This is a genomic window from Meridianimarinicoccus zhengii, assembly GCF_003254465.1.
GTDB classification, from domain to species: Bacteria; Pseudomonadota; Alphaproteobacteria; order Rhodobacterales; family Rhodobacteraceae; genus Meridianimarinicoccus; species Meridianimarinicoccus zhengii.
Map to the genome: position 1 here is coordinate 63,747 of NZ_QDFI01000004.1, position 26,744 is coordinate 90,490.

A 26,744-nucleotide genomic window follows, 5' to 3' on the forward strand; every position below is an offset into this window, starting at 1 on the left:
GCCGCAACCGGCGCCACTGCCCGACGCGCACCCTGCGCGCTCACCGCTTGCGCCGCGCGCTTTCGGGGCCGTGCGGGTGATCGGCATGGGGATACGGCGCATGATGGTGGTGGTGATGCCCGTGGTCGTGGCCATTCCCGTGGGCATGTTCGTGGTGATGATGATGCGCGTGACCCGCATGGTCCAGCCGGCACTCCCCGGTGCAGAACGTATCGCACAACGCGCAGTCAGCCACGTTGGACCCGGGCGCCGACGCGCCCTGCCCCTCCACATGGTGGTGATGGCTTTCCTGCACCGCCCCGACCTCGGCCTCGAAGCCCAGCACCTGCGTGCGGTACTTGCACATCGCACAGTTGGGCGGCGGCACCTCGCCCACCTGTTCGGTCACACGTTCCGCGAAGGTTTCCAGCACCTTGGGATGATCGCCAAGATACCCGGCCTTGACGAATTCCAGATCGGGATGCGCGGCGGCGACCCGGTCGGTGAAACCGTAGATCCGGTCGATCAGGATGCCCGAGAACAGGAAATACGGGAAGACGATCACACGCTTGTAGCCGAGCTTCGCGACATGGGTCAGGCAGGGCTCCACCAGCGGAAAGGTCACGCCGGAGTATCCCACTTCGCACCAGCCGAAGCCCATCCCTTCCCACAGCATCCGCGCGATCTTGGACACGTTGCCGTTGGCATCCGGGTCCGACGCGCCGCGCCCGATCACGACAAGACAGGTATCGTGCCGGTCCACCGCGCCGCTTGCCGCGTTGGCCTGCGCCTCGGCGGCATCGATCCGCGCGCTCGCGGCGGCGATCATCTTGGGATCAACGCCCAGTTCGCGCCCGTAATGCACGTCGATGCCATGCCGGGCGGCATAGGTGTTCAGCACCGTGGGGATGTCGTTCTTCGCATGCATCGCGGCGAACAGCATCCCCGGCACCGCAAGGATCCGCGTGCAGCCCGCGTCGCGCAGCCGGTCCAGCCCGTCGCGGATCACGGGATTGGCAAACTCCAGATAGCCGTAATCACATAGCCAGTCGGGCGGCAGATAGGCCGGAAGCTTCTGCGCCAGTGTGGCGAATTCATCTACGGCCGACTGGCTACGCGAACCATGGCCGCAGATCATCACGCCCGTCTTGTGACCCGCCTTGTGGGAAATGTCGTGCATGGCGCGTGGCTCTCCGTTCTCGGGCGGCCAGCGGGTTGAGGCGCGCGGGAAAGGCATTTCCCGCGGTCCCGACGATGCAGCGGCATCCCCCCGGATTGGGTCGGGATGCGAATGCTGCCAACCTTTCTGGCCGGATGGCGTCGTCCCGGGCGGTATATCAGCCGCGCCCCGCGGTGCAATCGCCAATCGGGATGCCGCGCGCCCGCCATGGGCCGCCCCCGGGCTGTGCGCAGGCGCAGGGGCCATGCGCCGCCATCGGGGACGCATGCGCGGGACCGGTACGCTACATCAGTTCAAACAGAGGAGAAGATCATGGGACTGCTCGTCAACGGGGTCTGGAAGGACCAGTGGTATGACACCAAGGCCACGGGTGGCGCATTCAAGCGCGACACGTCTAAGTTCCGCAACTGGGTCACGCCCGACGGCGCGGCCGGACCCAGTGGGGCGGGAGGGTTCAAGGCGGAAAGCGGGCGCTATCACCTCTATGTCAGCTACGCCTGCCCCTGGGCACATCGCACGCTGATCTTCCGCGCACTCAAGGGGCTGGAGGATCATATCGGCGTGTCCGTGGTTCATCCCGACATGCTGGGCGACGGCTGGACCTTTTCCACCGATTTCCCCGGCGCCACAGGCGACAGCCTCGCGGGCCGCGATTTCCTGCGCGAGGTCTATATCGACACCGATCCCAACGTGTCTGGCCGCGCGACCGTGCCGATCCTCTATGATACGGCGCAGAACACCATCGTGTCGAACGAGAGCGCCGAGATCATCCGGATGTTCAACAGCGCCTTCGACGGGATCACCGGAAACACGGACGACTATGCCCCTGCCGAACTGCTGGACGAGATCGACAGCGTGAATGCGCGCGTCTACGACACGGTGAACAACGGGGTCTACAAGTCCGGTTTCGCCACGACGCAGGCGGCCTATGAAGATGCCGTCGGGCCGCTTTTCGAGACGCTCGACTGGCTGGAAGACCGCCTTGCGCACCAACGCTACATCGCGGGACCGCGCGTGACCGAGGCCGACTGGCGGCTGTTCCCCACGCTGATCCGCTTCGATGCGGTCTATCACGGGCATTTCAAGTGCAACCGCCGGCGGATCGTGGATTACCCGCATCTCTGGGCCTACACGCGCGAACTGTATCAATGGCCCGGCGTCGCGGACACGGTGCATTTCGACCATTTCATGCGCCACTATCACTACAGCCACGACACCATAAACCCGCACCGGATCGTTCCGGTGGGGCCGGTTTTGGACCTTGCGGCACCGCACGGGCGTGATCACCTGACCGCGTAATGCTCCACCATCGCCGCCAGGTCGGCGGGGGGCGTGGTGACCGGCACGAAGGCGCAGGCATTGGCCACGTGATTGAAGATCGACCCGTCCGAGAAGAAGCTGGCCGAGGTAACGAACAGCACCCGCACGCCGGGGCAGCGATAGCTGGCATAGTCGGCCACGGCGAAGGCGCTGCCCTCGGCCAGGACCACGTTCAGGATCACGATGGCGATGCCGCCCCCACGCAGCGCGGCCACCGCCTCGGCCTGCCCGTGGGCGGTGATGACCGCGCGCCCGTGGCGCAGGACATGGCGCTGCCACAATGCGGCCAGATGCGGGTTGCTTTCGACGATCAGCAAAGTCATTCAACGGTCCAAATAGATGCATCGCGCAATGGTAGCAGCGATGAATCGGCCCCAATGCCTAAGATTGCGTTAAGACCTGTGGAAAAAGCGTTAATGCAGACCCCGGACATGCCCGCGCCGGCGGTATTCCGCCCATGACCGAACCGCGCGAAGACACCGCCACGGTGGTTACCGTCTGCGACACATGCAAGCGCGACGGCTGGCAGGCCGGACACGGTCCCACCGATGGCGAACGGCTCGCGGCACTGGTGGAGGCCGCTGCGGCAAACAGGACCGGCGTGACCGTGCGGCGCCATGGTTGCCTGATGGGCTGTGCCGGGGCCTGCAACGTGGCCATCCAGGCCGCGGGCAAGATCGCCTATACGCTCGGCCGGTTCGACCCCACGCCCGAGGCGGCGGAAGGCATCGTGACCTATGCCGCCCTGCATGCCGACAGCGACACGGGGCAGGTGCCGTTCCGCACATGGCCCGCCGCGATCAAGGGCCATTTCGTCACCCGCCATCCGCCCCTGCCCAAGCCGTGACCACGGGGGGCACACGCGACCATGGCGGCGGGATCGATGCCGCGGCGGCGCGTTTCGGCGGCACGCGGGCCGACTGGCTCGACCTGTCCACGGGGATCAATCCGGTGCCCTACCCTGTCCCCGCGCTGCCCCCCGACACCTGGACCACGCTGCCCGACGCCGCCGCAGCCCGTGCGTTGACGGATGCCGCGCGCACCGCCTGGGCGGTGCCCGACGGCGCGGGTCTACTTGCCGCCCCCGGCGCCTCGGCCCTGATCGCGCGCATTCCCGCGCTGGCCGCGGCAGGGCGCGTCACGATCCCGGGGCCAACCTACAACGAACACGCCGCGGCCTTTGCCGCGCAGGGCTGGACCGTGCAGCCGACAGGCACGGGCGATGCCACGGTCGTCGTGCATCCGAACAATCCCGATGGTCGGTTCTGGACAGCCGATGCGCTGCCCGCCGCGCGGCTGACGGTGATCGATGAAAGCTTCTGCGACGTGATGCCGGGCGCCTCGCTCGTCGCCATGGCGGACCGGCCCGGCACGATCGTGCTCAAGAGCTTCGGCAAGTTCTGGGGGCTGGCAGGCCTGCGGCTCGGCTTCGCCATCGGCGACCCGGCGCTTCTGGCAAGACTGGCCGAGACGCTGGGGCCATGGCCGGTATCCGGCCCCGCGCTGGCGATCGGCACCGCGGCGCTACGGGATGCGGGCTGGGCGGCGGCGACCCGCGCGCGGCTGGTCACCGATGCGGCGCGGCTCGACGGGATCATGTCGTCGGCGGGGGCGCAGGTTCTGGGCGGCACCGCGCTGTTCCGGCTTTACGACACGGACGACGCGGCGCGCTGGCAGGCCCGGCTCGCCGCGCGCCGCATCTGGTCGCGCGTCTTCCCATACTCCACCCGCTGGCTGCGGCTGGGTCTTCCCGGCCCCGGTGACTGGGCACGGTTGGACGGACTGGCATGAGCGGTGCGCTGATCGTCCTGCTGGCGCTGCTGCTCGACGCGGTAGTGGGCGAGCCCGACGCGCTCTGGCGGCGGCTGCCCCATCCCGCTGTCCTGATGGGCCGGGCCGTGGGCGCACTGGAACGGCGGCTAAACCATGGCCCGGCCCGGCGCGTGCGCGGCATCGGCGCCATGGCCCTGCTGGTGGCCGGGGCCTGGCTGACGGGCCGGATCCTCGCCGGTCTGCCCATGGGCTGGGCCGTGGAGATCGTGGCAGGCGCGATCCTGCTGGCGCAGCGCAGCCTTGTCGATCACGTGCGCGATGTGGCCACCGCCCTGCGCCGGTCGGTGCCCGAGGGCCGCACCGCCGTCGCCCGCATCGTGGGCCGCGACACGCGCGACATGGACGGTCCCGCGATCAGCCGCGCGGCCATCGAAAGCGCGGCCGAGAATTTCTCGGACGGAGTTGTGGCACCGGCCTTCTGGTTCCTGCTGGCGGGGCTGCCGGGGCTGATGGTCTACAAGATCACGAACACCGCCGACAGCATGATCGGCTATCGCACGCCCGCGCTCGAACAGTTCGGCTGGGCGGCGGCGCGCTTCGACGACCTTCTGAACTGGGTGCCCGCGCGGCTGTCGGCGCTGATCCTGTGCGCCGCCTTCGGGCGCTGGCCAGGATGGGCGCTGCTGGCCCGTGACGCGCGCCTGCACCGGTCGCCCAACGCGGGCTGGCCCGAGGCCGCCATGGCGCAGGGGCTGGACGTGGCGCTGGCCGGGCCGCGCAGCTACGATGGAACCCTGCGGGATTTCCCCTGGGTCTGGCCGGATGGCAACCGCATGGCCGGTGCCGCCGACATCGATGCTGCTGCCGACGCGCTGTGGCGCGGCTGGGCCGTGCTGCTGGCCTGCATGGCCGTTGCGGCTGCGGTCTAGCCCCGCCGCCTGCCGGCGCGCCGGCAGGCATCTCAGCCGGTCGGCATCACCGTGACTTCCGGCACGTTCGCCCGCTCCGGCTGGTTCAGCGCGAACATGACGGCATCCGCCACGTCCTCGGGCTTCAGCTTGTCCGGCTTGGGTTCGGAAAAGAATGGCGTGTCCACCATGCCGGGCGCCACGACGGTGCAGCGCCCGCCCCATTCGCGCATCTCCTGCGCCATGTTTCCGCCATAGCCGTGCACGAACCACTTCGACGCGCCGTAGATCGAGCCGGGAATATGGATCTTGCCCGCCACCGACCCGGTCAGCACAAGGTGGCCACGCGTCTTGCGCAACTCTGACAGGCTCGCCTTCGCGGTGTAGAGCAGCGCCATGATGTTCAGGTCGATGAGCCTGCGCCACTCCTCCGGGTCGCCGTTCTCCGTGCCGGGCGTCTCAAGGCCCGTGCCCGCGTTGGCGAAGGCCGCGTGCAGGCCCCCGAAACGCTCCGCGGTGGCGGCGATGGCGCCCTGCTGCGCGGCAAGGTCGGTGGCGTCACCGGGGACCACATGGCTCGCCTCGCCCAGTTCGGCGTGCAGCTTGTCCAGCTTGTCCGCGGACCGGGCCATCAGCCCGACATTCCAGCCCGCCGCCACCGCCGCGCGCGCCGTGGCCGCACCGATGCCGCTGGACGCGCCGGTGATGAAGAGTGTCTTGCGATCGGTCATGGGATGCTCCTGTTGGGTCTGCCATGCACGTAAGCACCCGAACGACGCGATCCACCCCCGCCCCTGTATCGCGTCCGCACCGGCAGAACAGGACACGCCCCCGCAGTTGATATCGCCGGGTACGCACGTGACGGCCCCGGACCGCCCGCCGCATTCGCCCGAATCCACCGGCGATGGCCGGGCCACGCGCCGACCGATGGACCATGAGGACGGAACCGCCGATCCGCCGCGCGAACGCCGCTTCCATCCCCCATGACGCGCCGGGCCGCGGGTGATGCGCTGGTGCGGGCGGCCGGACTCGAACCGGCACGGCCTTTCGGCCCAGGCATTTTAAGTGCCATGTGTCTACCATTCCACCACGCCCGCACGACGCGTCGGGTGGCCCATGCGGACCACCGGAATCTCCCTATCGCCCCGTGGCGGCGAAAACAATTCGCGCACCGGGGGAGGGAACTGAATTTCGGATCGCTCCCGTCACCGGGTAACCCCCGTCTCCCGGTTCACCCTGCGCCCACGACGACCCATGGCACCGCCGAGGCGAAAAACGCTCCGCCGCACTTGACCCCCGCGCGCGCCCGGCGCACCTGAAGGCGATGATCCCCATCCGCGACCACAACCCGGCCACGCGACGGCCATGGGTGAACCACGCGCTCATCGCGCTCAACATGGCCGTGTTCGCGGCGATGCTGCCGCTCTATGCCGACGAGCGCGCGCTCATGGCTCTCTATGACGGCTACGCGATCATCCCCGAAAACATCACCGCGGGCAGCAAGCTGGGCGGGCTTCTGACCTCCATGTTCCTGCATGGCGGGCTGATGCACCTTCTGGGCAACTTGCTGTTCCTGTGGATCTTCGGCGACAATGTCGAGGACCAGCTGGGTCACGGGCGCTATGCGCTTTTCTACCTTGCCGCGGGGCTTGGTGCCGGAGCGATCCAGGTACTGGCCGATCCCGCGTCTGACATTCCGGTCGTCGGCGCCTCGGGGGCCATCGCGGGGGTGATGGGCGGCTACCTGCTGATGTTCCCGCGCGCGCGCATCGATATCCTGATCTTCCTCATCGTGATCGTGCGCATTCTGCCGGTGCCGGCCTGGATGATGCTGGGGCTGTGGTTCGCCATGCAGATCGCGGGGGGGACCGCCGCGGACGCCGCAACGGGCGGGGTCGCCTATTGGGCCCATGCGGGCGGCTTCGTCGCGGGCATCGCGCTGATGGCGCCGCACTGGTGGCGGCAGGGCGGACCGGATTTCTGGCGCCGCACCCGTGGCGCACCGGCCCATGCACCTGCGCGCTACCGGTTCATCCGCTCCGACGTGCCGCCCGTGCCGCGCACGCGCAAGGCGCCGGGCGCCGTGCCGACCATCCGCCGCCGTCGCTAGCGCGCCGGAATGCAGACGCCATCGGGGGATCGCCCGCGCCCGGCCGAAGGTTGCAAGCGCGGCTACCCCAGCCGCGCCACGCACCCTAGACCGGCAGGACCTTCGGGCGCGTCTCGTCGATGTTGCGGATCGTGTTCATGAAGGGCTTCGACAGCGGGTCGTTCACCGCGATCACGCCGCCCCCGTCCAGCATCTCGCGCCCTTCGTGGACCGGCATGACGAAGCCGCCCGCCTCGCGCACGATCACCAGCCCGGCGGCAATGTCCCACGGCGGGATCGACCGTTCCCAGTAGCCGTCGAACCGGCCCGCCGCCACGTAGGACAGATCGAGCGAGGCAACGCCCCAGCGCCGCATCCCCGCGCATTGCGGCATCAGCCGCGCGAGATCCTGCAGGGCTGCCGGCAGATTCGGGATCCCGGCAAAGGGGATGCCCGTGGCGAACACCGCCTCGACCATCTTCGCGCGACCCGACACGCGCAGCCTCTGGCTGTTGTTCAGCCACGCGCCCTTGCCCTTCTCGGCATAGAACATCTCGTCCTTGGCCGGGTCGAACACCACGCCCGCGACGACCTCGCCCTTGTGTTCCAGCGCGATGGACACCGACCAGTGCGGCATCCCGTGCAGGAAGTTCGTCGTGCCGTCCAGCGGATCGACGATCCAGCGGCGCGTCGGGTCCTGTCCCGCGATCTCGTCGCTTTCCTCGGCCAGCCAGCCATAGGACGGGCGCGCGCCCATCAGGTCTTCCTTCAGGATCGCCTCGGACGCGATGTCGGCCTTCGACACGAAATCGCCGGGGCCCTTCATCGTCGCCTGAAGGTTCTCGACCTCGCGGAAATCCTTGACCAGCGACCGGCCCGCGCGGCGGGCGGCCTTGATCATGATGTTCAGGTTGGCGCTGCCCTGCATCGCTCGTGCTCCTTGTTCGGGGCGCGCGCAAGCCGACAGCCGCAGCGCACCCCTTGTTCAGCCCGCGCGTATACGCGCCGTCCTCCGGCTTGCCAAGGGCGCCCCGCCCGCCGCGGCGGCAGGTCGCTCAGTCGGCCGCGGGGGCGGCACCCGGCGCATCCGGCACATCCGGCCCTGACAGCACCGGGGACGCCCCCGGCGGCGGCGGCGCCATGTGCACCATGCGCGTCGGAAAGGCGAAGGACACGCCCAGCCGCTCCGCCAGCCGCACGAGATCGAGGATCAGGTTGTGCTGCGCCTCCACCTGCCGATCGAACGCGGTCACGAGGTAGAACCCGATCATCTTCACCTCGATCGCGCTGTCGGCGAACCGGTCCACGCCGACATAGACCTCGCTGTCATCCGTCCAGACCTGCGCGCGATAGACATTGGCCGCCTGCTTGCAGAACGCGTCCAGCTTGTCGGCGGTCGTGTCATAGGTCAGACCCATGGTGATGATCGTGCGCCGCCGCCGCCGCTTGCCCCAGTTCTCGATAGCCTTGTCCGACAGGTGCGAATTGGGCAACACCAGCACCGCGTCGTCCAGCGTGCGCAGCTTGGTGGACCGAAGCCCGACCTCGTCGATGATGGCGAATGTCCCGTCCACCACCACCAAATCGTCGCGCTTGAACGGGCGGTCCGCCAGCAGGATCGCCCCCGACAGCAGGTTCGACACCGTGTCGCGCGCGGCAAAGGCAAGCGCGACGCCGCCCACGCCAAGACCCGTGAGAACCCCTTCATAAGGCAGCCCCACCACGTCGGCGGCCAGGATGATCGCGATCACGACCACGATCAGCTTGACGAGGCCGATCAGCAGCGAGGTGACGATCTCGTCCAGCCCGGACCGCTGTGTCTTCGCCGCACGTCGCAGCGCGAAACCGACCAGGCCGACCAGCCGGAACACCACGGCCGCTGCGGCGATAACGACCGCGACGGCGACCAGCCGCCCGATCATGCCCGACCCGGACTGCGCCAGCCCCAGCCGCGTATAGGTCAGCAGCAGGATCAGCAGGAAGACGAACGCCCCGGCGGGCCGCGCCAGCCCGCCCGCGCCCGGCCCGCCCTGCCCGGCCTGAAGCCGCAAGGCCCGGCCGACCACCCAGGGCACGATGCGCCGCGCAAGATACGCCGCGACCCCGGCAAGGATGACCGTCAGCCCGATCGCCGCCCATTGCCACAACTCCAGCCCCGCGCGCCGGGTCAGAAGCGTCGGCGCCGTGTCGCGGATCGCTTCGCGCAGGACGAAGAAATCCGACAGCGGGCGCCGGCCCTCCAGCCCCTGCGCCACCGGCAGCGATTGCATCGCCAGGTACAGCCCCGGCACCTGCGCCATCGTATCGCTGCTGAACCGCCACGTGACCGTCTCCGACCCCGGATCGAACTGCGGCTCGATCACCACGTTGCCGACCGGGTGCGCGTAGAAGACATACGGTTCCTGCTGGTCCGCCAGGTTGGGCACCTCTTGGCGCAGGATGAACCCGACCCGGTTGATGACCGCCCACAGGTAATCGGCCAGCAGGTCGCCCTCGACGCTGCGCAGCCGTTCGGGAATGCGCGACAGGTCCATCACCGCCAGCGCCCGTTCCCGCCCGCCGTCACGCCAGTCCTCCGTCGCGGACAGAAAGGTGAACAGGGTCTCGCGCGGGCTCGAGGCGTTCAGCGTCTGGAAATTGGCCATGCTGGTCGCCCCGAGACTGTCGAGGAACCGCGCCCGCGTGTCCTCCAGCACGCCAAGCGGCGGCACCTCGAGGCTCCAGCCGAATATCCCCTGCCGGAAGACCACGTCGAAGGTTTCGTCGCTGCCCAGAGGTGAGATGGTGAAGACCGCGGTGTCGCCCCCCTCCGCATCCGGGGCCTCCGGCACGTCGGTCGCGCGAAACGTGGACAGGTTCATGATGTCCCACAGGTACTGCCGCCGGGCGCTGTCGCTCCCGCCATCCTCCGATGCCGGGTCCTCGGCATAGGTCAGCAGGCGCGCGGCTTCGCGCAGGGCCGCCGCGTTGCCCTCGAAGGTCGCGGCATTGGCCCGTAGCAGCAGCGACGTGAACAACTCGCGCGGGGTGCCCCTGCGGATCGGCAGGCCGGGAAAGGCCGCCCGCGCCCCGCTGCGCGCGCCGTTCCAGTATTCGCCGTTGCCGAAGCGCCCGGTGAAGGTCTCGCCGTCATCCGACAGCGCGAAGACGAAATCGCCCGCACCGCCCGTGCTGCGCCACGTGCCGCGCAGCAGCGCCCCGTCGGCCTGCGCCTCCACACGGCCCTCGCCGGGGCTGAAACTGCCGGTCACCGTCGCGCCATCCTGGCGCAGGGTCATCGTTGCCAGCCCGTTGCGCCAGAATGTCTGCCAGTCGCCCGACCAGGACATCGGGTCCCTGTCCGCCGTCTGGGCATGCGCCAGCGCGCCCGCGCAGACCAGCCAGAAAACCGCCGCCAGTCTTGCGGCGATGCCGCGCCCAGTCGTCATGCCCCGATCTCCTGCCCTGTCCGCGCCCGCACCCTTCCTAGCGCGCGGTCCGCATCGGTCCAACCCCTGCCGGCGGCGCACATGACACTTGCGGCAGCGCACAGGACAAGGGGGCGCCCATCCCATATGTGCACGCACAGACCAATCAAGGGATACAGGACCATGACCAAGCCGAAGCTCACCATCGCCTTCTACTCCACCTACGGCACCAACCATCAGATGGCCGAGGCCGCCGCCGAAGCCGCCCGCGCCGCCGGGGCCGACGTGCTCCTGCGCCGCATCCCCGAAACGGCGCCGCAATCGGTCATCGACACGCAGGACGCGTGGAAGGACCAGCAGCAGAAGTCCGCCCATATCCCCGAAGCGTCCGCCGACGACATGGACTGGGCCGACGGCTATTTCTTCATCGCGCCCACGCGGTTCGGCGGCATGCCCAGCCAGGTGCGCGCCTTCATAGACACGCTCGGCGGGCTGTGGTTCCAGGGCAAGCTGGCGAACAAGACTGTGACCGCGGCCACCAGCGCGTCGCACCCTCATTCGGGGCACGAAAGCACGCTGCTGTCGCTCTACCAGACCTTCATGCACTGGGGCACCTTTGTCGTGGCACCCGGCTTCACCGATGACGCGGTGACGGCGGCGGGCGGCAACCCCTACGGCACCTCGGCCATCGCGGGCAAGGTGGACGACGCCACCCGCGCCGCGCTGGCCCACCAGGCACGCCGGCTGGTGGATGTGACGGCAAAGCTTGTCACCGCGGACGCCGCGGACAAGGCGGCCTGATCTCGGTTGGCGCCACGTCACGCGTGGCGCCGCCCTTGCGTGAATTGATCGCGGCGGCCGGACGCCTAGCTTCTGCGGCGCACATAGCCAAGGGAGACCCGAGCCAATGCAGACCAAGACCGACCGGACCCGCCGCGCTTTCCTGCGCCGCATGACGGCGTTGTGGGCGGCCGCGCCTGTCGCCGGGATGGCCATCGCCAACGCGGGGCCCGCCGCTGCGCAGGAGCGCGCCGAAGACGGGCACGCGCTCGACTATGTCAACGATGCAAGCGGCGGCGTCGACCATCCGCGGTTCCGCGACGGATCGGCGTGTTCCAATTGCACCTTCTGGCAGGGCGGCGACAGCGAATGGGGCGGCTGTCGGCACCCCCAGTTCCGCAACATCGAAGTGAACGCCAACGGGTGGTGCAGTGCCTACGCGCGCGGCCGCAACTGACAAAAGGTCAGGGTTTAGACGGGCGGCGGGTCATTCCGCCGCACGTTGCAGTTTCACCGGCTCCGTGCGCGCCAGCCGCAGGAACTGCGCGACAAAGGGCTTGGCCGCATCCGCGCTGCGCGTTGCGGCGTACAAACGCCGGGTCACACCGTGTTCCGTCAATGGCAGCACGGCATAATCCGGGTTGCCCCGCGCCGACCGCACCACCCAATCGGGCAGAACCGAAACCCCCCGGTTCGACGCCACCAGCATCAGGATCACCGCGGTCAGTTCCACCTGCCGGATCGCGCGCGGCGCGACGCCCGCGGGCATCAGCAACTGGCTGAACACGTCCAGCCGCTCGCGGTCCACCGGATAGGTGATCAGCGTCTGGTCCCGGAAATCCTCCGCCGTCACGAAATCCCGCCCCGCCAGCGGATGCGCCGAGGACGACACGAACACCGCGTCGTAATCGAACAGCGGCGAAAAGGTGATCCCGTCAAGGTTGGCCGGGTCGGACGACACGACCGCGTCCACATCCTCCCGTGCCAGCGCGGGCAGCGCCCCGAAACTCAGGCCAGGGCGGATATCCACGTCGATATCGGGCCAGGTCCGGCGGAACGATTCGAGCACGGGCAGCAGCCAGTCGAAACAGGCGTGACACTCGATAGCGATATGCAGCCGTCCCGACCGCCCGGATTCGTCCCCGCGCAGGTCGTCCTCGACGGCCTCCACCTCCGGCAGCACCCGCTCCGCCAGCCGCAACAGCTTCTGCCCGGACGGCGACAGGCGCATGGGCTTGGCGCGGCGGATGAACAACTCGACCCCCGCCATGTCCTCCAACCCCTTGATCTGGTGGGACAAGGCCGATTGCGTCAGGTTCAGCCGCTCCGCCGCGCGCGCCAGCCCGCCCGCGTCATGGATCGCGCGCACGGCGCGCAGGTGCTTCAGTTCCAGGTACATCCCGCGATTCCTTCATGATCTTCTTGAAGATTATGAAATTGTCGGTTGATGCAAGACGTGGCATGAGGTCCGTCAAGCCAGAAGGACCGTGACAATGACCCGTGCCCCGCGCATTTCGTTCGAATTCTTTCCGCCCAAGACGCTGGACGCATCCTTCAAGCTGTCGGAAACCGTCCGGGCGCTGGCACCCCTGTCGCCCGATTTCGTGTCGGTAACCTACGGCGCGGGCGGCACCACCCGCAAGCTGACCCATGAAGCCGTGGAAGCCATCCACAAGAATTACGGCCTGAACGTCGCCGCGCACCTGACCTGCGTGGACGCGACCCGCGAAGAAACCCTCGCCATTGCCGATGCCTATGCCGCCGCGGGCGTGACCGAAATCGTCGCCCTGCGCGGCGATCCGCCCAAGGGGTCGGGCGGCTTCACCCCCCATCCCGATGGCTTCAACAATTCCGTCGAACTGATCGAGGCGCTGGCCGCCACCGGCAAGTTCACCCTGCGCGTCGGCGCCTATCCCGACCGCCACCCGGAAGCCGCGTCGGACACCGCCGATGTGGACTACCTCAAGCGCAAGCTCGACGCGGGCGCCCATTCCGCGATCACCCAGTTCTTCTTCGGGGCCGAAACCTTCTTCCGCTTCCGCGACCGCTGTGCCGCGGCGGGCATCACCGCGCCGATCATCCCCGGCATCGTGCCCATCGACAACTGGAAGGGCGTGCGCAAGTTCGCCGTCGCCTGCGGCACCGTCATCCCGCCCGAGGTGGACGAAGCCTATGACAAGGCCATCCGCGACGGGCGCGAAAAAGACCTGTCGGTCGCCATGTGCACCGAACTGTGCAGCGAATTGATGGACGGCGGCGTCGACCGGCTGCATTTCTACACGCTCAACAAGCCGCACCTGACCCGCGACGTGTGCCACGCGCTCGGCGTGCCCGGCGCCGTCCCCACGCTCGAACAGGTGGCCTGACCCGCCGCGACGGCGCGAACGCTTCTGACAACGGCCAGCCACAACAGGCTGGCCGTTTTCGTGTCCGGCCCGAACGCGCGGCCACCCGGGCCGCCCAACGCGTGCGGCCCGACGCCGGCCCATGGCGCACAGCCCCGGCCAGGGTCTGCGCCTACACCCCCTCCGGCACCGCCCCCGTCGTCGCACCGCCACCCCCCGCGACGCCGCCGCCCAGCACGGGCAGACCCGCCGCCCAGGGGTGATCCACCGCCGACGGGTGCACGAACTCGGACATGTCCGCACCGATCACCCGCCGCCGGCGCAGCGCAAAGGCCGCGCCCCAGCCGCGCCAGTTGCCCCGCCCCGGCGCCGTCGCATCGCAGGGCAGCCCGGCCCGCCAGCCCGCGGGCAGCGGCATCCCGCAGCCCTCCAGCCGCCCCAGCATCCAGACCAGCGGGATATTGGCCAGCGGCCTTGCCGCGTCCCAGCCCACAAGCTGCCCGCCCACATCGCCGTGGCTGCCCCGGAACCACACCTGTTCCACATGCCCCCGCCAGCCCGGCGGGCAGTCCCACAGCACCGGCGCGAAGGCCACCCGCGTCTCGTCCAGCGCCAGCGCGTGGAACCCGTGCCGCACCCGGTCGCCCAACTGGTGCGAATGAAACGCGTGCGCCTTCTCCGTCCAGCCCGCCAGCCCCGGCAGCCGCACGCCCAGCGCCTTGACCGTATCGAACACGCCCACCGCCGTGATCTCCGCCTCCGCCACGCAGAAGCGCCGCGTAAAGGCCCGCGCCCGCGGCCCGTCCGGGTCACCCTGATACAGCCGGTACAACTGCTCGATCATCGGCCCGCTCGCCCGGCGCGGCTTCAAGAGCCCGATCCGGTCGATCAGCCCTGCCAGCGACCGCACCGCATAGGCGCCCCGCGAATAGCCCAGCAGAAACACCCGGTCGCCGGGCCGGTACCGCTCCGCCAGGAACCCATAAGCCCGCCGGATGCGCCCGTTGATCCCCCGCCCCGTCAGCACCGGGCCAAGGTCGCGCCAGCCCTGCCACTGGCCGCCTTCTTCATAGAACACCTCCGCATCCGTCCTCGCCAGCAACCGCGCGATCCGCCCCGCATGGGTCAGCCCGCGCATGTCGAGCCGCCCGAGCGTGCCGTCAAGGATCACCACCAGATCGCGCATCGCATCCCTCCGCCCCCATCCTGCCACGAACCGCCCCACACGCGCGATCACGCCGTCGCGCGGGACGCGCGCGATCACGCCCCCGCGCACTTGGCCTCGCCCCGCGCATTCGCTATGCCACCGCAAACCGCTTGGATCAGGACGGACCCATACACCATGGCGATGGACAAGACCTTTACCCCGGCCGAGGCCGAAGCCCGCATCGCAGCCCGCTGGGACACCGCGAACGCCTTCGCGGCGGGCGCGAACGCCAAGCCGGGGGCCGACACCTTCTCCATCGTGATCCCGCCGCCCAACGTCACCGGCGCGCTGCACATGGGCCACGCGTTCAACAACACGCTTCAGGACATCCTGACCCGCTGGCACCGGATGCGCGGGCACGACACGCTCTGGCAGCCGGGCACGGACCACGCAGGGATCGCCACGCAAATGGTCGTCGAACGGGATCTCGCCAAGCAGGGCAAGCGCCGCACCGATTTCACCCGTGATGCCTTCCTCGATCTCGTGTGGCAGCAAAAGGCCCGCTCCAGCGGCAATATCCGCCAGCAGCTCAAGCGGCTCGGCGCCTCCTGCGACTGGTCGCGCGAGGCGTTCACCATGGCCGGTGCCCCGGGCGACACCGAGGGCACGCCCGGCGGGCAGAACTTCCACGACGCCGTGATCCGGGTGTTCGTGGAGATGTACGACAAGGGCCTGATCTACCGCGGCAAGCGGCTGGTGAACTGGGATCCCCACTTCGAGACCGCGATCAGCGATCTGGAAGTCGAGAATACCGAGGTGCCCGGCCACATGTGGCACTTCCGCTACCCGCTCGCCGGTGGCGAAACCTATGACTACATCGAAAAGGACGAGGACGGGAACGTCACCCTGCGCGAAACCCGCGACTATATCTCCATCGCCACCACGCGCCCCGAAACCATGCTGGGCGACGGGGCCGTCGCGGTCCATCCCGGCGACGCGCGCTACGCCCCCATCGTGGGCAAGCTGTGCGAGATCCCCGTGGGGCCGAAGGAACATCGCCGCCTCATCCCGATCATCACCGACGACTACCCCGACCCCGATTTCGGCTCGGGGGCCGTCAAGATCACCGGCGCGCATGACTTCAACGACTACGCGGTGGCCAAGCGCGGCGGCATCCCCTGCTACCGGCTGATGGACACCGCGGGCCGGATGCGCGACGACGGCGCGCCCTATGCCGAGGCCGCCGCCATCGCCATGGAGGTGGCGCAAGGCCAGCGCACCCTGACCGAGGCAGAGGTGGATGCGATCAATCTCGTCCCCGACCACCTGCGCGGGCTGGACCGTTTTGACGCCCGCGACAAGGTCGTCGCGGAAATCACCGCCGAAGGGCTGGCCGTCATGGTCCCGCCGGGCGACCCCCGGCTCGGGCCAAAGGCCAAGGCCCCGGCCGCGCCGGAAGAGGGCGGCGAGGAACAGGACAACACCCTCGTCCCGCTGGTCGAGTCGAAACCGATCATGCAGCCCTTCGGCGACCGGTCCAAGGTCGTCATCGAACCCATGCTCACCGACCAATGGTTCGTGGACGCCGAACGGATTGTCGGCCCCGCCATCGACGCGGTTCGGTCGGGCGAGGTGCAGATCCTGCCGGAACGCGATGCCAAGACCTATTTCCACTGGCTGGAGAATATCGAGCCGTGGTGCATCTCCCGCCAACTCTGGTGGGGGCATCAAATCCCGGTGTGGTATGGTCTGGACGTCTGGGCCACGGGCTTCCGCGACGACGAAGGCGACAACGCGCTGGACGAGGTCGAACTGATGCGCCTGCTCGCGAGCGGCGCGTTCAACCATGCCGACCCGACCCACCATTGCGCGGAAGGTCTCGACGGGGTCGCTTCGAAGTTCCACGCCGACCTCGCCGCCCTGCCCGCGCCCCTGCACGCCGCGCGCGTGATCGAGGTCGCGGACCGGGAAACCGCCATCGAACGGCTCGCGGCGTCCATCGCGGACTACAATCTGAACCAGGACCCGACACGGCTGGTTTACCCGGTCTGGCGCGACCCCGACGTCCTCGACACGTGGTTCTCCTCCGGCCTCTGGCCCATCGGCACGCTGGGCTGGCCCGAGGATACCGACGAACTCAAACGCTACTTCCCCACCTCCGTGCTCGTCACCGGCTTCGACATCATCTTCTTCTGGGTCGCCCGAATGATGATGATGCAATACGCGATCGTCGGCCAACGCCCCTTCGACACCGTCTATGTCCACGCGCTCGTGCGCGACGAGAAGGGCAAGAAGATGTCCAAGTCGCTCGGCAACGTGCTCGACCCGCTGGACCTGATCGATGAATACGGCGCCGACGCCGTCCGCTTCACCCTCGCCGCCATGGCCGCCATGGGGCGCGACCTGAAGCTGTCGAAAGACCGCATCGCGGGCTACCGCAATTTCGGCACCAAGCTGTGGAATGCCGTGCGCTTCGCGGAAATGAACGGCGTGTTCGGCGCTGACGTCGAGTCATATGAAAGTCATACGGGAGTCATACGCGAGTCCGACACCGCCCAGACGGCCAACCGCTGGATATTGGGCGAGCTTGCCCGGACACGGGCCGAGGTCGATACCGCCCTCGACGCCTTCCGCTTCAACGACGCGGCGGGCGCGCTTTACGGCTTCGTCTGGGGCCGGGTCTGCGACTGGTATGTCGAATTCGCCAAGCCGCTTCTCGCCTCGGAAGATGCTGACATCGTTGCGGAAACCCGCCGCACCATGCGCTTCGTTCTCGAACGCTGCATGGTCCTGTTGCACCCGTTCATGCCCTTCATCACCGAGGAATTGTGGTCCCTCACCGGCGACCGCGCGAACCTTCTGTGCCACGAGGACTGGCCGGACCTGCAACCCGCTGATATCGCGAACGAAAAAGCGGATCGCGAGATGGGCTGGGTGATCGGCCTGATCGAATCCATCCGCTCCCTCCGCGCCCAGATGCACGTCCCCGCCGGGGCGAAACTGCCGCTCCTGCAGCTCGATCTCGACGCCGCCGGGGACGCCGCCTGGACCCGCAACGAATCCCTGATCCTGCGCCTCGCCCGTGTCACGGAACGCAGTATTGTCAGTGACTTGCCGAAGGGTGCCGTGACGATCCCGGTCGATGGCGGCACCTTCGCGCTGCCCCTTTCGGACGTGATCGACGTGGCCGAGGAACTCGCCCGGCTCGACAAGACATTGGGCAAACTGGCCAAGGACATGGGCGGCCTGCGCGGGCGGCTGAACAATCCCAAATTCGTCGAAAGCGCCCCGGAGGACGTGATCCATGAGACCCGCGAACTGCTGGCCCAGAAGGAAGACGAGGACGCCAAGCTGCGCGCCGCCCATGACCGGCTGGCTCGCCTTGCGTGACGCGCAAACCCCTTGCCTGAAACGGCTTTTCCGTGGCAGGCAAGGGGCATGACACGCGCGCCCCGCTTCACGCGGACGGTGGCGGCCCTGCCCGCGACCGTCCCTTTCGTCGGCTCCGACACGCTCGAACGCCGCATGGGCCGCCCCTTCGCCGCGCGGCTGGGGGCCAACGAATCCCGCTTCGGCCCCTCCCCCCGCGCGGTCGAGGCGATGGTGCAGGCCGCCCCTGATGCGTGGATGTATGGCGACGCCGAAAGTTACGACCTGCGGCAAGCCCTTGCGAAACTGCACAATATCGACGCCGAGGCCATCGTCATGGGCAGCGGCATCGACGGGCTTCTGGGCCTTCTGGTGCGGCTTCTGGTGGAGCCGGGCGACCCGGTCGTGACCTCCGACGGGGCCTATCCGACCTTTACCTATCACGTCGCGGCCAATGGCGGCGCGCTCCACAAGGTGCCGTATGCCGGTGACCACGAAGACCCCGACGCGCTGATCGCCAAGGCCCGGGAAACGCGCGCGAAACTGGTCTATATCGCCAACCCCGACAACCCGATGGGCAGCTGGCACAGCGCCGCCACCATCGCCAGGATGATCGCCGCATTGCCCGACGACTGCATGCTCGCGCTGGACGAGGCGTATATCGAACTCGCCCCCGCAGGCGCGGAACCATTGTTCGACACGTCAGACCCGCGGGTGATCCGCTTTCGCACCTTTTCCAAGGCGCATGGGCTGGCTGGGCTTCGGCTTGCCTATGCCATCGGCGCGCCGTCCACCATCGCCATGTTCGACCGCATCCGGGACCATTTCGGCGTGACGCGGATCGCCCAGGCCGCCGGTCTTGCATCCCTGCGCGACGTCGAATGGCTGCACCATGTCAAGACCCGCGTCGCCGCCGCGCGGGCGGAGTTGTCGGAGATCGCTACCGCCCACGGCCTGCGCACCCTGCCCTCGGCCACCAATTTCGTCGCCATCGACTGTGGCGGCGACGGTGACCGGGCGCGCGCCGTGCTGGCCGGGCTACAGGGGCGCGGCGTGTTCGTGCGGATGCCCGGCGTCGCCCCGCTCGACCGCTGCATCCGCGTCAGTTGCGGCCTGCCCGAGGACCATGCCCTGTTCGACGCGGCGCTCGGCGAGACTTTGCGCGAGATCGACGGGGGCTGATCTTATCAGCCGGCGCAGCGCGCGCCGGTTTCGGCAGCCTCGGGCCGGGACTGATCCGGCCGGGTGGCATCCGCGATCACGGCGGTCGCGGCGTCCAGCCCGCCACTGCGATGCGGTATCCCCAACGCCGCCATCCCCGCCTGCACCGACGCCAACGCGCCCAGCACCATGTGCGGATTCAGATGGCCCATATGGGCGATGCGGAAGAACCCGTGCCAGTCGGGACTGCCGAGCGGGGCCATGCCCAGCCCGATCCCGAGCGTCACCCCGGCCTCGTCGGCCATCCAGTCGCGCAGGCGCGTGCCATCGGGCGCGGTGCAACGCAGCGCCGTGACCGCGTGCGACCGGCACGCCGGATCGGCGATGTTCAACGACACGCCGCCCGGTGCCTCCCATGCCGCGAAGGCCGCCCAGACTGCGCGGGCCAGCACCGCGTGGCGGGCAATTGCCGCATCGATCCCCTCTTCATGCACCAGCATGGTCAGCGCCTCGCGCAGCGCGAACAGGTGGTGGGTCGGCGCGGTGCCGTAGAAATACTGGTAGAACACCGCCGGGTCGGCCCGCGCGGTCCAGTCCCAATAGGCGGTGACGCAATCCGCGCACACCCGCGCCGCCGCAGCCTTCGGCCCGAAGAACACGAACCCGAGCCCCGGCGGCGTCATCAGCCCCTTCTGGCTGGCGGCGACCATCACGTCCACGCCCCAGTCGTCCATCCGGAACTCGTCGCAGGCAAGGCAGGCGATGCAATCGACCATGAAGAGCGCCGGATGCCCCGCTGCATCGAGCGCTGCGCGCAGGGCAGCTACATCGTTGCGCACGCTCGTGGCCGTGTCCACCTGGACGCACAGCACCGCGCGGATTTCGTGGCGCGCATCGGCGCGCAAACGGTCCGCAACCTGCGCCGGGTCCACGGGCGCGCGGTGGCCGAACTCCATCACCTCCAAATCCGCGCCAAGCTGCCGCGCGACGGCGGCCCAGCCAAGCGCGAAATGGCCGGTGGACAGCACCAGCACCTTGTCGCCTCGGGACAGGGTGTTGGCCAGCGCGGCCTCCCACACACCGTGGCCGTTGGCGATGTAGATGGCGACATCGCCCGCGGTCCGCGCCACGGCCTTCAGATCCGGGATCAGCGAAGCCACCATGTCGGGCAATGCGCCCTCGTAGATGTTGGGTGCGGCGCGGTGCATGGCCTGCAACACACGATCGGGCATCACCGACGGGCCGGGAATGGCGAGATAGGGGCGACCCTGGGACAGCGACATCGGCAGCATCCATGCAAGAGGCGACAACCGAGCCGAGTTAGATCAGCAACGGCGCGCGGTCAACGTGGCAGCGCGGGCGCGGGCGCGATTGCGTAAGGGTGCCGACGCGGCTACATGCTGCGGACCTGAAACCCGCTGCCCGGTGCCGCTGTCTTGTCGCTCAAGTCCCGATTCCGAACGATAGAACACGCCTTGCGCGACCGCTACGGCCGGAGCATCGCCACGCCGCGCGCGCGGCGCCGGGCGTGGTGGCATTTCCAGCTTCTGGACCATGCTTTCCTGCGGATCGTGTGGTGGAACCTGTTCGAGATCGCACCCGGCGTCTGGCGGTCGAACCAGCCCTCCCCCCGGCGGCTGAAGCGTTACCAGCGCATGGGGATCCGCAGCGTCATCAACCTGCGCGGTGCGGTACAGCAAAGCCCCTTCCTGTTCGAGCAGGAGGCCTGTGCGAAGCTCGGGCTGACCCTGCACAACATCACGCTGAGCGCGCGCAAGCTGGTCCCGCGGGACAACATCCTCGAACTGATCGCGCTGATGCGCAGTGTGGAACGCCCCTTCGTGCTCCATTGCAAGTCCGGTGCGGACCGCGCGGGCTTTGCCGCGGCGATCTATCTGGCGGTGATCGAAGGCCGCCCGGTGGCCGAGGCGCGGCGGCAGTTGCACTGGAAATACATGCATCTGGCATCGACCGATACGGGCGTGCTCGACCACGTCTTCGACGTCTACGAGGCCGAGATGGCACAAGAACCGATGTCGCTGGAGCACTGGTTCGCAACCCGATATGACCACGACGCCCTGACGGCAAGCTGGGACGCGCGCCGCGGCTGACCCTTTCGCCGCGCGGGCAATCGCTTATATCGGTCCGGAAAGGAGCCTTCCCATGACCGATCCCGTCCTGCCCCCCCGCCACGTGCTGCGCATCACCGGTGCGGACCGGGCGAAGTTCCTGCAGGGGCTGGTGACCAGCGATGTGGACCGGCTTTCGGCGGGTGCGGTCTGGACGGCGATGCTGACGCCGCAGGGCAAGTACCTGGCGGATTTCTTCCTCGTGGATGCGGATGACGCAATCCTGCTGGACGTGGCCAAACCGCTGGCCGCCGGACTGGCGAAGCGGCTGTCGATGTACAAGCTGCGCGCTGACGTGCGGATCGCGGATGCGGGTCTGACGGTGACCCAGGGTCTGGGAGAGATGCCCGCCGGGGCCGTGGCCGATCCGCGTCATCCCGCGCTTGGCTGGCGGGCCTATGGCGACGGACCAGCGGGCGGGATCGATCCGGCCGAATGGAACGCGCTGCGGGTGGACCACGTGGTGCCCGAAACCGGCGTGGAACTTGTCCCCGACCGGACCTTCATCCTCGAGGCCGGGTTCGACCGGCTCCACGGCGTCGATTTCCGCAAGGGATGCTATGTCGGTCAGGAGGTCACGGCGCGGATGCGCCACAAGACCGAACTGCGCAAGGGCCTGGTGCGGGTCGCGGTGACGGGCGGCGCGCCCGTGGGCACGCCGGTGGCGGACGACGCCGGACGCACCATCGGCACGCTCTTTACGCAGGCCGGTGGCTTCGGGCTGGCGCATTTGCGGTTCGACCGCGCCGCTGGCCCGATGTCCGCCGGATCGGCCACGCTGCGGCTGGCGGAGCCTGCAACCCAAGGCTGAAAACACAATGGACCCGCGTCGCGATTCGCATGCATCGGCGTTTCGTTTCGTGCGCAAACACCGCGCCGCGTGCACGGATTTTCCGTGGCGACGGCGTATTTTTGGCGCGGATGTCGCATTTTGGCGAATTATGCCGCTAAGCGGTTGCGATTTTGCCACGCACGGGTTTTCATGTGTGTAACAAAATAGACACACAGGGAGCCTTGCGTGCCGCAGGACCAGAGCAACGCCGCGTTCGTCGAATTCGAACGCGTGCAGAAAAGCTACGACGGTGAAAGCCTCGTCGTGAAGGACCTGAACCTGTCGATGCCGAAGGGCGAGTTTCTCACGATGCTCGGGCCGTCGGGTTCGGGAAAGACGACTTGCCTGATGATGCTGGCCGGATTCGAAACCGCCACCACGGGCGAGATACGGCTGGACGGGCAGCCCATCAACAACATTCCGCCGCACAAGCGCGGCATCGGGATGGTATTCCAGAACTACGCGCTGTTCCCGCACATGACCGTGGCCGAAAACCTGTCCTTTCCGCTGGAAGTGCGCAAGATGGGCAAGTCCGACCGCGAAGCGAAGATCAAGCGCGCGCTCGACATGGTGCAGATGGGCGATTTCGGCGGTCGCCGCCCCGCGCAATTGTCGGGCGGACAGCAGCAGCGCATCGCGCTGGCCCGCGCGCTGGTGTTCGAACCCGAACTTGTGCTGATGGACGAACCGCTCGGCGCGCTCGACAAGCAGTTGCGCGAAACATTGCAGTTCGAAATCACGCGGCTGGCCCATGACCTCGGCATCACCGTGGTCTACGTGACTCACGACCAGACCGAAGCGCTGACCATGTCGGACCGGGTGGCGGTGTTCGATGACGGGCGCATCCAGCAACTCGCAGCACCCGACGAGCTGTATGAAAGCCCTCAGAACAGCTTCGTCGCGCAGTTCATCGGCGAGAACAACACGCTGGCCGGAACGGTCAAGGAAATCCGCAACGGGCTTGCCACCGTGGAACTGGACGGCGGCGAGATCATCGACTGCAAGCCGGTCAACGTGTCGGAGGTCGGCGAGCGCACGCTGGTGTCGATCCGCCCCGAGCGGGTCGAGACGAATCGCGAACGGCTCAGCCCCGATGCGCACACGCTCAAGGCCGAAGTACTGGAATTCATCTACATGGGCGATATCTTCAGGACACGGCTGAGGGTGGCGGGCCGCGACGACTTCATCGTGAAGACCCGCAACGCGCCCGACCAGCCACGGCTGAAACCGGGCACCCAGATCGAAATCGGCTGGCTGCCCGAAGATTGCCGCGCGCTCGACGCCTGATCGTCTGCGCGGACTGCGCGATGCCGCCCGACACCATGGGCGCACGCGGATACCGGCGGGCCGGGCAAGACCCGTGGCCCCACCCGTCGCACTTAAAATCACGGGAAAAGACAGGGGAAAACCAAATGAAAGCCGCATCCTTCCTGATGACTGGCACGGCGATGGCCCTGGCGATGACGCCAGCGCTCGCGCAGGAGATGAGCACCGACATGACCATCGTGTCATGGGGCGGGGCTTATCAGAACAGCCAGAACGAAGCCTATGTGAAGCCCTATCTGGAGATGAATCCGGATGTGAGCGTGACCTGGGACGAATCCTCGAACGAGGCCGTGGCCAAGCTGCGCGCCATGAACGAGGCTGGCAACATCACCTGGGATCTCGTGGACGTCGTGGCCTCCGATGCCATTCGTCTGTGCGACGAAGGGCTCGCGCTCGAATACAACCCGGATCAGTTGCTGGTGCCCGGCGATGACGGCACGCCCGCGTCCGAGGATTTCGGCGACCTGATCGTGTCCGACTGCTTCATTCCGCAGATCGTCTATTCGACGACCGCGGCCTATCGCCCGGATCTGCTGCCCGAAGGCGCGCCCGCGCCGACCTCCATCTGCGCGATGTTCGACCTGGAAACCTATCCCGGCAAGCGCACGCTGGAACGCCGCCCGATCAACAACATGGAATGGGCGCTCTATTGCGATGGCGTGGCCAAGGACGAAATCTACGACGTGCTCGGCACGCCCGAAGGGCAGGACCGTGCGCTCGCCAAGCTGGACACGATCAAGGACGAAGTCGTGTGGTGGTCGGCCGCCGCCGAGCCGCCGCAGCTTCTGGCCGATGGTGAGATCGTGATGGGCTCGTCCTATAACGGACGCTGGTTCTCGGCGATCGAGGAACAGGACCAGCCCTTCGAGATGCTGTGGGACATGCAGGTGTTCGACCTTGACGGTTGGATCATCCCCGCGGGGCTGGAACCGGCAGCGTTGAACCGCGTGGTCGATTTCGTGCGCTTCGCCACTGACACACAGCGCCTTGCGGACCAGGCGGCGTACATCTCCTACGGTCCGGCACGGGCATCCTCGGCACCGCTGGTGGGCGAGCATGCGGAACTGGGCATCGCCATGGGGCCGCACATGCCGACCGATCCGGCGAACTCGGAGAACACGCTGCTCTACAACTACACGTTCTGGGCGGATTATCGCGACGACATCGACGCGAAGTTCCAGTCCTGGCTGGTGCAGTAACGACACGACCGGAAAGGGGCCATTAGGCCCCTTTCCTGCCTTGCGTCCGGCAGGACGCTGCGACTGAACAGGCGGGGACAGCATGGCCGACGCAATCGACACGAACACCGGGACGACACGGGCCGACCGGCGGGCCGAAGCGGCCGATACCGGCCCGGTTCTTGCCTCGGACGGAACACCACTGAAGGCCAGTCTGCGGCGGGCGCTCAGGGCACAGAAACTGCGGGCACTGATGCTGGTTGCGCCGCTCTTGGTATTCATCCTCGTAACGTTCGTGGCCCCCATCGCCGACATGCTGTTCCGGTCGGTCGAAAACCAGATCGTGTCGCAGACCCTGCCCCGCACGACCGCTGAATTGCAGGGGTGGGAGTCCGACAGCGGCGACCTGCCGTCCGAGGACACCTATCGCGCGCTTCTGACGGACCTGACGCTGGCCGTGGCGGCCAACACACATACCCGTCTGGGCAGCCGCCTGAACTATGAACAGTCGGGCATGTCGTCGATCTTCCGGCAGACCGGACGCAACATCGACGATGTCGCCGCGCCCTATCTGGACAACTTCGAAGCTTTGGACCCGCGCTGGGTCGAACCCGGCACGCTCGCTGCGCTGATGACGGACCCCGACTATTTCGCGGCAGCCCGCGCCTGGCGCGAGGAGAACCCCGTCGGTCCCTTCGGCGGCGGCGCGACTTATGACCAACCCATCCGGCTCAATCCCGGTATCGGCGAGCTGCTGCCAAGCGCCGCTGCGATCTTCCGTGACTGGGCCGAATACGTTCGCGTGGAGAATAGCGCCGTTGTCGGCGACGAAGAGCCCTGGAGCCTGTTCTACCTGCGCCTTTACCAAGACCTTCTCAACGTGTCGGAAGCGGACCTGGGAGCCTATGACGGGCCACAATCCGACTTGCTTCTCGAAACGAAGCGGATGCTCGATCAATTCCAGCCCGTCTCCATCCGCGACCGTTTCATCGAGGTGGACGCCGGCTGGGGCAATCCGGACATCTGGGCCACGATCAAGGTCTACTCGCCCAGCTACACCTCGGGCTATTTCCTGAATGCCGTGGACATGCAGTTGAACGCCGAAGGCGTCAGCATGCAGCCCGAAGACGAACGGATCTACGGCATCCTGTTCAAGCGCACGATGTTCATGTCGCTCATGATCACGGGAAGCTGCATCCTGCTCGGTTATCCCATCGCGTGGCTTCTGGCGAACCTGCCCATGCGGACCGCCAACCTGCTGATGATCCTCGTGCTGTTGCCGTTCTGGACATCGCTTCTGGTGCGTACCAGCGCGTGGAAGGTGATGCTGCAACAGCAGGGCGTCATCAACGACATTCTCGTATGGCTCGGGGTCGTGGGCGACGAAAGCCGGCTCATCATGATCAACAACCAGTTCGGCACCATCGTGGCGATGACCCATATCCTGCTGCCGTTCATGATCCTGCCGCTCTATTCCGTGATGCAGACGATCCCGCCCAGCTACCTGCGTGCCGCGAAGTCGCTGGGGGCCACGCCCTTCACTGCCTTCTGGCGGGTCTATTTCCCGCAATCGGTGCCGGGGATCGGCGCTGGCTCGATCCTCGTGTTCATTCTCGCCATCGGCTACTACATCACGCCGGAGATCGTCGGCGGCACCTCGGGGACGTTCATTTCCAACCGGATCGCCTATCACATCTCCAGCTCGCTCAACTGGGGTCTGGCGGCGGCGCTCGGGTCGATCCTGCTGGGGGCAGTGCTGATTCTCTACTGGGCTTACGATCGCATCGTGGGCATCGACAACGTGAAGCTCGGGGGCTGAAC

Annotated in this window: 23 protein-coding genes and 1 tRNA gene; 15 read left to right on the forward strand and 9 right to left on the reverse strand. The window is 67.7% G+C overall.

Annotated elements, in window-relative coordinates; all coding sequences use genetic code 11:
• Positions 1 to 40 precede the first annotated feature (40 nt).
• The gene (locus tag DDE13_RS02200; RefSeq protein WP_111401116.1) at positions 41 to 1,159 is read right to left on the reverse strand and encodes a sirohydrochlorin chelatase; all 1,119 of its coding nucleotides are present in this window, start codon (positions 1,157 to 1,159) and stop codon (positions 41 to 43) included.
• Positions 1,160 to 1,471: 312 nt separating this feature from the next.
• On the opposite strand from DDE13_RS02200, the gene DDE13_RS02205 reads away from it, so the two are divergent.
• On the forward strand, positions 1,472 to 2,458 hold the full coding sequence (locus DDE13_RS02205) for a glutathione S-transferase family protein (protein ID WP_111401117.1): 987 nt from the start codon (positions 1,472 to 1,474) through the stop codon (positions 2,456 to 2,458).
• Here the strand turns inward: DDE13_RS02205 and DDE13_RS02210 are convergent.
• On the reverse strand, positions 2,443 to 2,802 hold the full coding sequence (locus DDE13_RS02210; protein WP_111401118.1) for a response regulator: 360 nt from the start codon (positions 2,800 to 2,802) through the stop codon (positions 2,443 to 2,445). The genes DDE13_RS02205 and DDE13_RS02210 overlap by 16 nt on opposite strands.
• A 134-nt stretch (positions 2,803 to 2,936) precedes the next feature.
• Here DDE13_RS02210 and DDE13_RS02215 point away from each other — a divergent pair, with 134 nt between their 5' ends.
• From DDE13_RS02215 to cbiB, 3 genes are read left to right on the forward strand one after another with little or no spacing between them, the layout of a single operon-like run.
• Positions 2,937 to 3,326, forward strand: coding sequence for a DUF1636 family protein (locus DDE13_RS02215; RefSeq protein WP_111401119.1), 390 nt, complete (start codon positions 2,937 to 2,939; stop codon positions 3,324 to 3,326).
• On the forward strand, positions 3,323 to 4,270 hold the full coding sequence (cobD, locus tag DDE13_RS02220) for a threonine-phosphate decarboxylase CobD (RefSeq protein WP_235868552.1): 948 nt from the start codon (positions 3,323 to 3,325) through the stop codon (positions 4,268 to 4,270). Before DDE13_RS02215 ends, cobD begins: the two co-directional genes overlap by 4 nt.
• Positions 4,267 to 5,181, forward strand: a complete 915-nt coding sequence (cbiB, locus tag DDE13_RS02225) for an adenosylcobinamide-phosphate synthase CbiB (protein WP_111401121.1) — start codon at positions 4,267 to 4,269, stop codon at positions 5,179 to 5,181. The genes cobD and cbiB overlap by 4 nt, the downstream gene beginning before the upstream one ends.
• A 32-nt stretch (positions 5,182 to 5,213) precedes the next feature.
• Here the strand turns inward: cbiB and DDE13_RS02230 are convergent, their stop codons facing one another.
• Both DDE13_RS02230 and DDE13_RS02235 read right to left on the reverse strand, forming a co-directional pair.
• Entirely contained in the window at positions 5,214 to 5,891 is a 678-nt protein-coding gene (locus tag DDE13_RS02230) for an SDR family oxidoreductase (RefSeq protein ID WP_111401122.1), read from the reverse strand.
• Positions 5,892 to 6,171: 280 nt separating this feature from the next.
• Positions 6,172 to 6,257: transfer RNA gene (locus DDE13_RS02235), tRNA-Leu, on the reverse strand.
• Between the two features lie 227 nt (positions 6,258 to 6,484).
• On the opposite strand from DDE13_RS02235, the gene DDE13_RS02240 reads away from it, so the two are divergent.
• Positions 6,485 to 7,270 carry a rhomboid family intramembrane serine protease gene (locus tag DDE13_RS02240; protein ID WP_111401123.1) on the forward strand — a complete coding sequence of 262 codons (786 nt, stop codon included), beginning with the start codon at positions 6,485 to 6,487 and terminating at the stop codon, positions 7,268 to 7,270.
• Positions 7,271 to 7,355: 85 nt separating this feature from the next.
• Here the strand turns inward: DDE13_RS02240 and DDE13_RS02245 are convergent, their stop codons facing one another.
• Both DDE13_RS02245 and DDE13_RS02250 read right to left on the reverse strand, forming a co-directional pair.
• A complete protein-coding gene (locus DDE13_RS02245; protein WP_111401124.1) occupies positions 7,356 to 8,177 on the reverse strand; it encodes an inositol monophosphatase family protein in 822 nt (273 codons plus the stop codon).
• Positions 8,178 to 8,304: 127 nt separating this feature from the next.
• Positions 8,305 to 10,677 carry a mechanosensitive ion channel family protein gene (locus tag DDE13_RS02250; RefSeq protein WP_111401125.1) on the reverse strand — a complete coding sequence of 791 codons (2,373 nt, stop codon included), beginning with the start codon at positions 10,675 to 10,677 and terminating at the stop codon, positions 8,305 to 8,307.
• 162 nt (positions 10,678 to 10,839) lie between these two features.
• Here DDE13_RS02250 and wrbA point away from each other — a divergent pair, with 162 nt between their 5' ends.
• Together wrbA and DDE13_RS02260 are read left to right on the forward strand one after the other, a co-directional pair.
• On the forward strand, positions 10,840 to 11,457 hold the full coding sequence (gene wrbA / locus DDE13_RS02255; protein WP_111401126.1) for an NAD(P)H:quinone oxidoreductase type IV: 618 nt from the start codon (positions 10,840 to 10,842) through the stop codon (positions 11,455 to 11,457).
• A 106-nt stretch (positions 11,458 to 11,563) separates the two neighbouring features.
• The gene (locus tag DDE13_RS02260; RefSeq protein WP_111401127.1) at positions 11,564 to 11,893 is read left to right on the forward strand and encodes a high-potential iron-sulfur protein; all 330 of its coding nucleotides are present in this window, start codon (positions 11,564 to 11,566) and stop codon (positions 11,891 to 11,893) included.
• A gap of 30 nt (positions 11,894 to 11,923) precedes the next feature.
• On the opposite strand, the gene DDE13_RS02265 is transcribed toward DDE13_RS02260, so the two are convergent.
• Positions 11,924 to 12,835, reverse strand: coding sequence for a LysR family transcriptional regulator (locus tag DDE13_RS02265; RefSeq protein ID WP_111401128.1), 912 nt, complete (start codon positions 12,833 to 12,835; stop codon positions 11,924 to 11,926).
• A 94-nt stretch (positions 12,836 to 12,929) separates the two neighbouring features.
• On the opposite strand from DDE13_RS02265, the gene metF reads away from it, so the two are divergent.
• Entirely contained in the window at positions 12,930 to 13,802 is an 873-nt protein-coding gene (metF, locus tag DDE13_RS02270; RefSeq protein ID WP_111401129.1) for a methylenetetrahydrofolate reductase [NAD(P)H], read from the forward strand.
• Between the two features lie 151 nt (positions 13,803 to 13,953).
• Here metF and DDE13_RS02275 read toward each other — a convergent pair whose 3' ends face one another.
• Positions 13,954 to 15,045 (reverse strand): DUF2235 domain-containing protein, encoded by a 1,092-nt coding sequence (locus DDE13_RS02275; protein WP_235868553.1) that lies wholly within the window; start codon positions 15,043 to 15,045, stop codon positions 13,954 to 13,956.
• Between the two features lie 78 nt (positions 15,046 to 15,123).
• On the opposite strand from DDE13_RS02275, the gene DDE13_RS02280 reads away from it, so the two are divergent.
• Together DDE13_RS02280 and DDE13_RS02285 are read left to right on the forward strand one after the other, a co-directional pair.
• On the forward strand, positions 15,124 to 18,318 hold the full coding sequence (locus DDE13_RS02280; protein ID WP_111401130.1) for a valine--tRNA ligase: 3,195 nt from the start codon (positions 15,124 to 15,126) through the stop codon (positions 18,316 to 18,318).
• A 48-nt stretch (positions 18,319 to 18,366) separates the two neighbouring features.
• Entirely contained in the window at positions 18,367 to 19,479 is a 1,113-nt protein-coding gene (locus tag DDE13_RS02285) for a pyridoxal phosphate-dependent aminotransferase (protein WP_111401131.1), read from the forward strand.
• Between the two features lie 5 nt (positions 19,480 to 19,484).
• Here the strand turns inward: DDE13_RS02285 and DDE13_RS02290 are convergent, their stop codons facing one another.
• Complete coding sequence (locus DDE13_RS02290; RefSeq protein ID WP_111401160.1) at positions 19,485 to 20,741, reverse strand: pyridoxal-phosphate-dependent aminotransferase family protein; 1,257 nt, start codon at positions 20,739 to 20,741, stop codon at positions 19,485 to 19,487.
• A 192-nt stretch (positions 20,742 to 20,933) separates the two neighbouring features.
• Between DDE13_RS02290 and DDE13_RS02295 the strand changes: the two genes are divergently transcribed.
• From DDE13_RS02295 to DDE13_RS02315, 5 genes are all read left to right on the forward strand, one after another.
• Entirely contained in the window at positions 20,934 to 21,569 is a 636-nt protein-coding gene (locus tag DDE13_RS02295; protein WP_235868554.1) for a phosphatase domain-containing protein, read from the forward strand.
• A 52-nt stretch (positions 21,570 to 21,621) separates the two neighbouring features.
• Positions 21,622 to 22,398, forward strand: a complete 777-nt coding sequence (gene ygfZ, locus DDE13_RS02300; protein ID WP_111401133.1) for a CAF17-like 4Fe-4S cluster assembly/insertion protein YgfZ — start codon at positions 21,622 to 21,624, stop codon at positions 22,396 to 22,398.
• A gap of 207 nt (positions 22,399 to 22,605) precedes the next feature.
• Positions 22,606 to 23,706 carry an ABC transporter ATP-binding protein gene (locus tag DDE13_RS02305; protein WP_111401134.1) on the forward strand — a complete coding sequence of 367 codons (1,101 nt, stop codon included), beginning with the start codon at positions 22,606 to 22,608 and terminating at the stop codon, positions 23,704 to 23,706.
• Positions 23,707 to 23,831: 125 nt separating this feature from the next.
• A complete protein-coding gene (locus DDE13_RS02310) occupies positions 23,832 to 24,944 on the forward strand; it encodes an extracellular solute-binding protein (protein ID WP_111401135.1) in 1,113 nt (370 codons plus the stop codon).
• 82 nt (positions 24,945 to 25,026) lie between these two features.
• Complete coding sequence (locus DDE13_RS02315; protein ID WP_111401136.1) at positions 25,027 to 26,742, forward strand: ABC transporter permease; 1,716 nt, start codon at positions 25,027 to 25,029, stop codon at positions 26,740 to 26,742.
• Positions 26,743 to 26,744: the final 2 nt, after the last annotated feature.

Excerpts from the sequence above, each read along its gene's own strand:
- DDE13_RS02265 (WP_111401128.1), bottom strand. The coding sequence starts at position 12,835 with ATGTACCTGGAACTGAAGCACCTGCGCGCCGTGCGCGCGATCCATGAC.
- wrbA (WP_111401126.1), top strand. The coding sequence starts at position 10,840 with ATGACCAAGCCGAAGCTCACCATCGCCTTCTACTCCACCTACGGCACC.
- DDE13_RS02230 (WP_111401122.1), bottom strand. The coding sequence starts at position 5,891 with ATGACCGATCGCAAGACACTCTTCATCACCGGCGCGTCCAGCGGCATC.
- metF (WP_111401129.1), top strand. The coding sequence starts at position 12,930 with ATGACCCGTGCCCCGCGCATTTCGTTCGAATTCTTTCCGCCCAAGACG.
- cbiB (WP_111401121.1), top strand. The coding sequence starts at position 4,267 with ATGAGCGGTGCGCTGATCGTCCTGCTGGCGCTGCTGCTCGACGCGGTA.
- DDE13_RS02210 (WP_111401118.1), bottom strand. The coding sequence starts at position 2,802 with ATGACTTTGCTGATCGTCGAAAGCAACCCGCATCTGGCCGCATTGTGG.
- DDE13_RS02290 (WP_111401160.1), bottom strand. The coding sequence starts at position 20,741 with ATGTCGCTGTCCCAGGGTCGCCCCTATCTCGCCATTCCCGGCCCGTCG.
- DDE13_RS02280 (WP_111401130.1), top strand. The coding sequence starts at position 15,124 with ATGGCGATGGACAAGACCTTTACCCCGGCCGAGGCCGAAGCCCGCATC.
- DDE13_RS02215 (WP_111401119.1), top strand. The coding sequence starts at position 2,937 with ATGACCGAACCGCGCGAAGACACCGCCACGGTGGTTACCGTCTGCGAC.
- DDE13_RS02205 (WP_111401117.1), top strand. The coding sequence starts at position 1,472 with ATGGGACTGCTCGTCAACGGGGTCTGGAAGGACCAGTGGTATGACACC.
- DDE13_RS02250 (WP_111401125.1), bottom strand. The coding sequence starts at position 10,677 with ATGACGACTGGGCGCGGCATCGCCGCAAGACTGGCGGCGGTTTTCTGG.
- DDE13_RS02315 (WP_111401136.1), top strand. The coding sequence starts at position 25,027 with ATGGCCGACGCAATCGACACGAACACCGGGACGACACGGGCCGACCGG.
- DDE13_RS02285 (WP_111401131.1), top strand. The coding sequence starts at position 18,367 with ATGACACGCGCGCCCCGCTTCACGCGGACGGTGGCGGCCCTGCCCGCG.
- DDE13_RS02310 (WP_111401135.1), top strand. The coding sequence starts at position 23,832 with ATGAAAGCCGCATCCTTCCTGATGACTGGCACGGCGATGGCCCTGGCG.
- DDE13_RS02240 (WP_111401123.1), top strand. The coding sequence starts at position 6,485 with ATGATCCCCATCCGCGACCACAACCCGGCCACGCGACGGCCATGGGTG.
- DDE13_RS02260 (WP_111401127.1), top strand. The coding sequence starts at position 11,564 with ATGCAGACCAAGACCGACCGGACCCGCCGCGCTTTCCTGCGCCGCATG.
- ygfZ (WP_111401133.1), top strand. The coding sequence starts at position 21,622 with ATGACCGATCCCGTCCTGCCCCCCCGCCACGTGCTGCGCATCACCGGT.
- DDE13_RS02200 (WP_111401116.1), bottom strand. The coding sequence starts at position 1,159 with ATGCACGACATTTCCCACAAGGCGGGTCACAAGACGGGCGTGATGATC.
- DDE13_RS02245 (WP_111401124.1), bottom strand. The coding sequence starts at position 8,177 with ATGCAGGGCAGCGCCAACCTGAACATCATGATCAAGGCCGCCCGCCGC.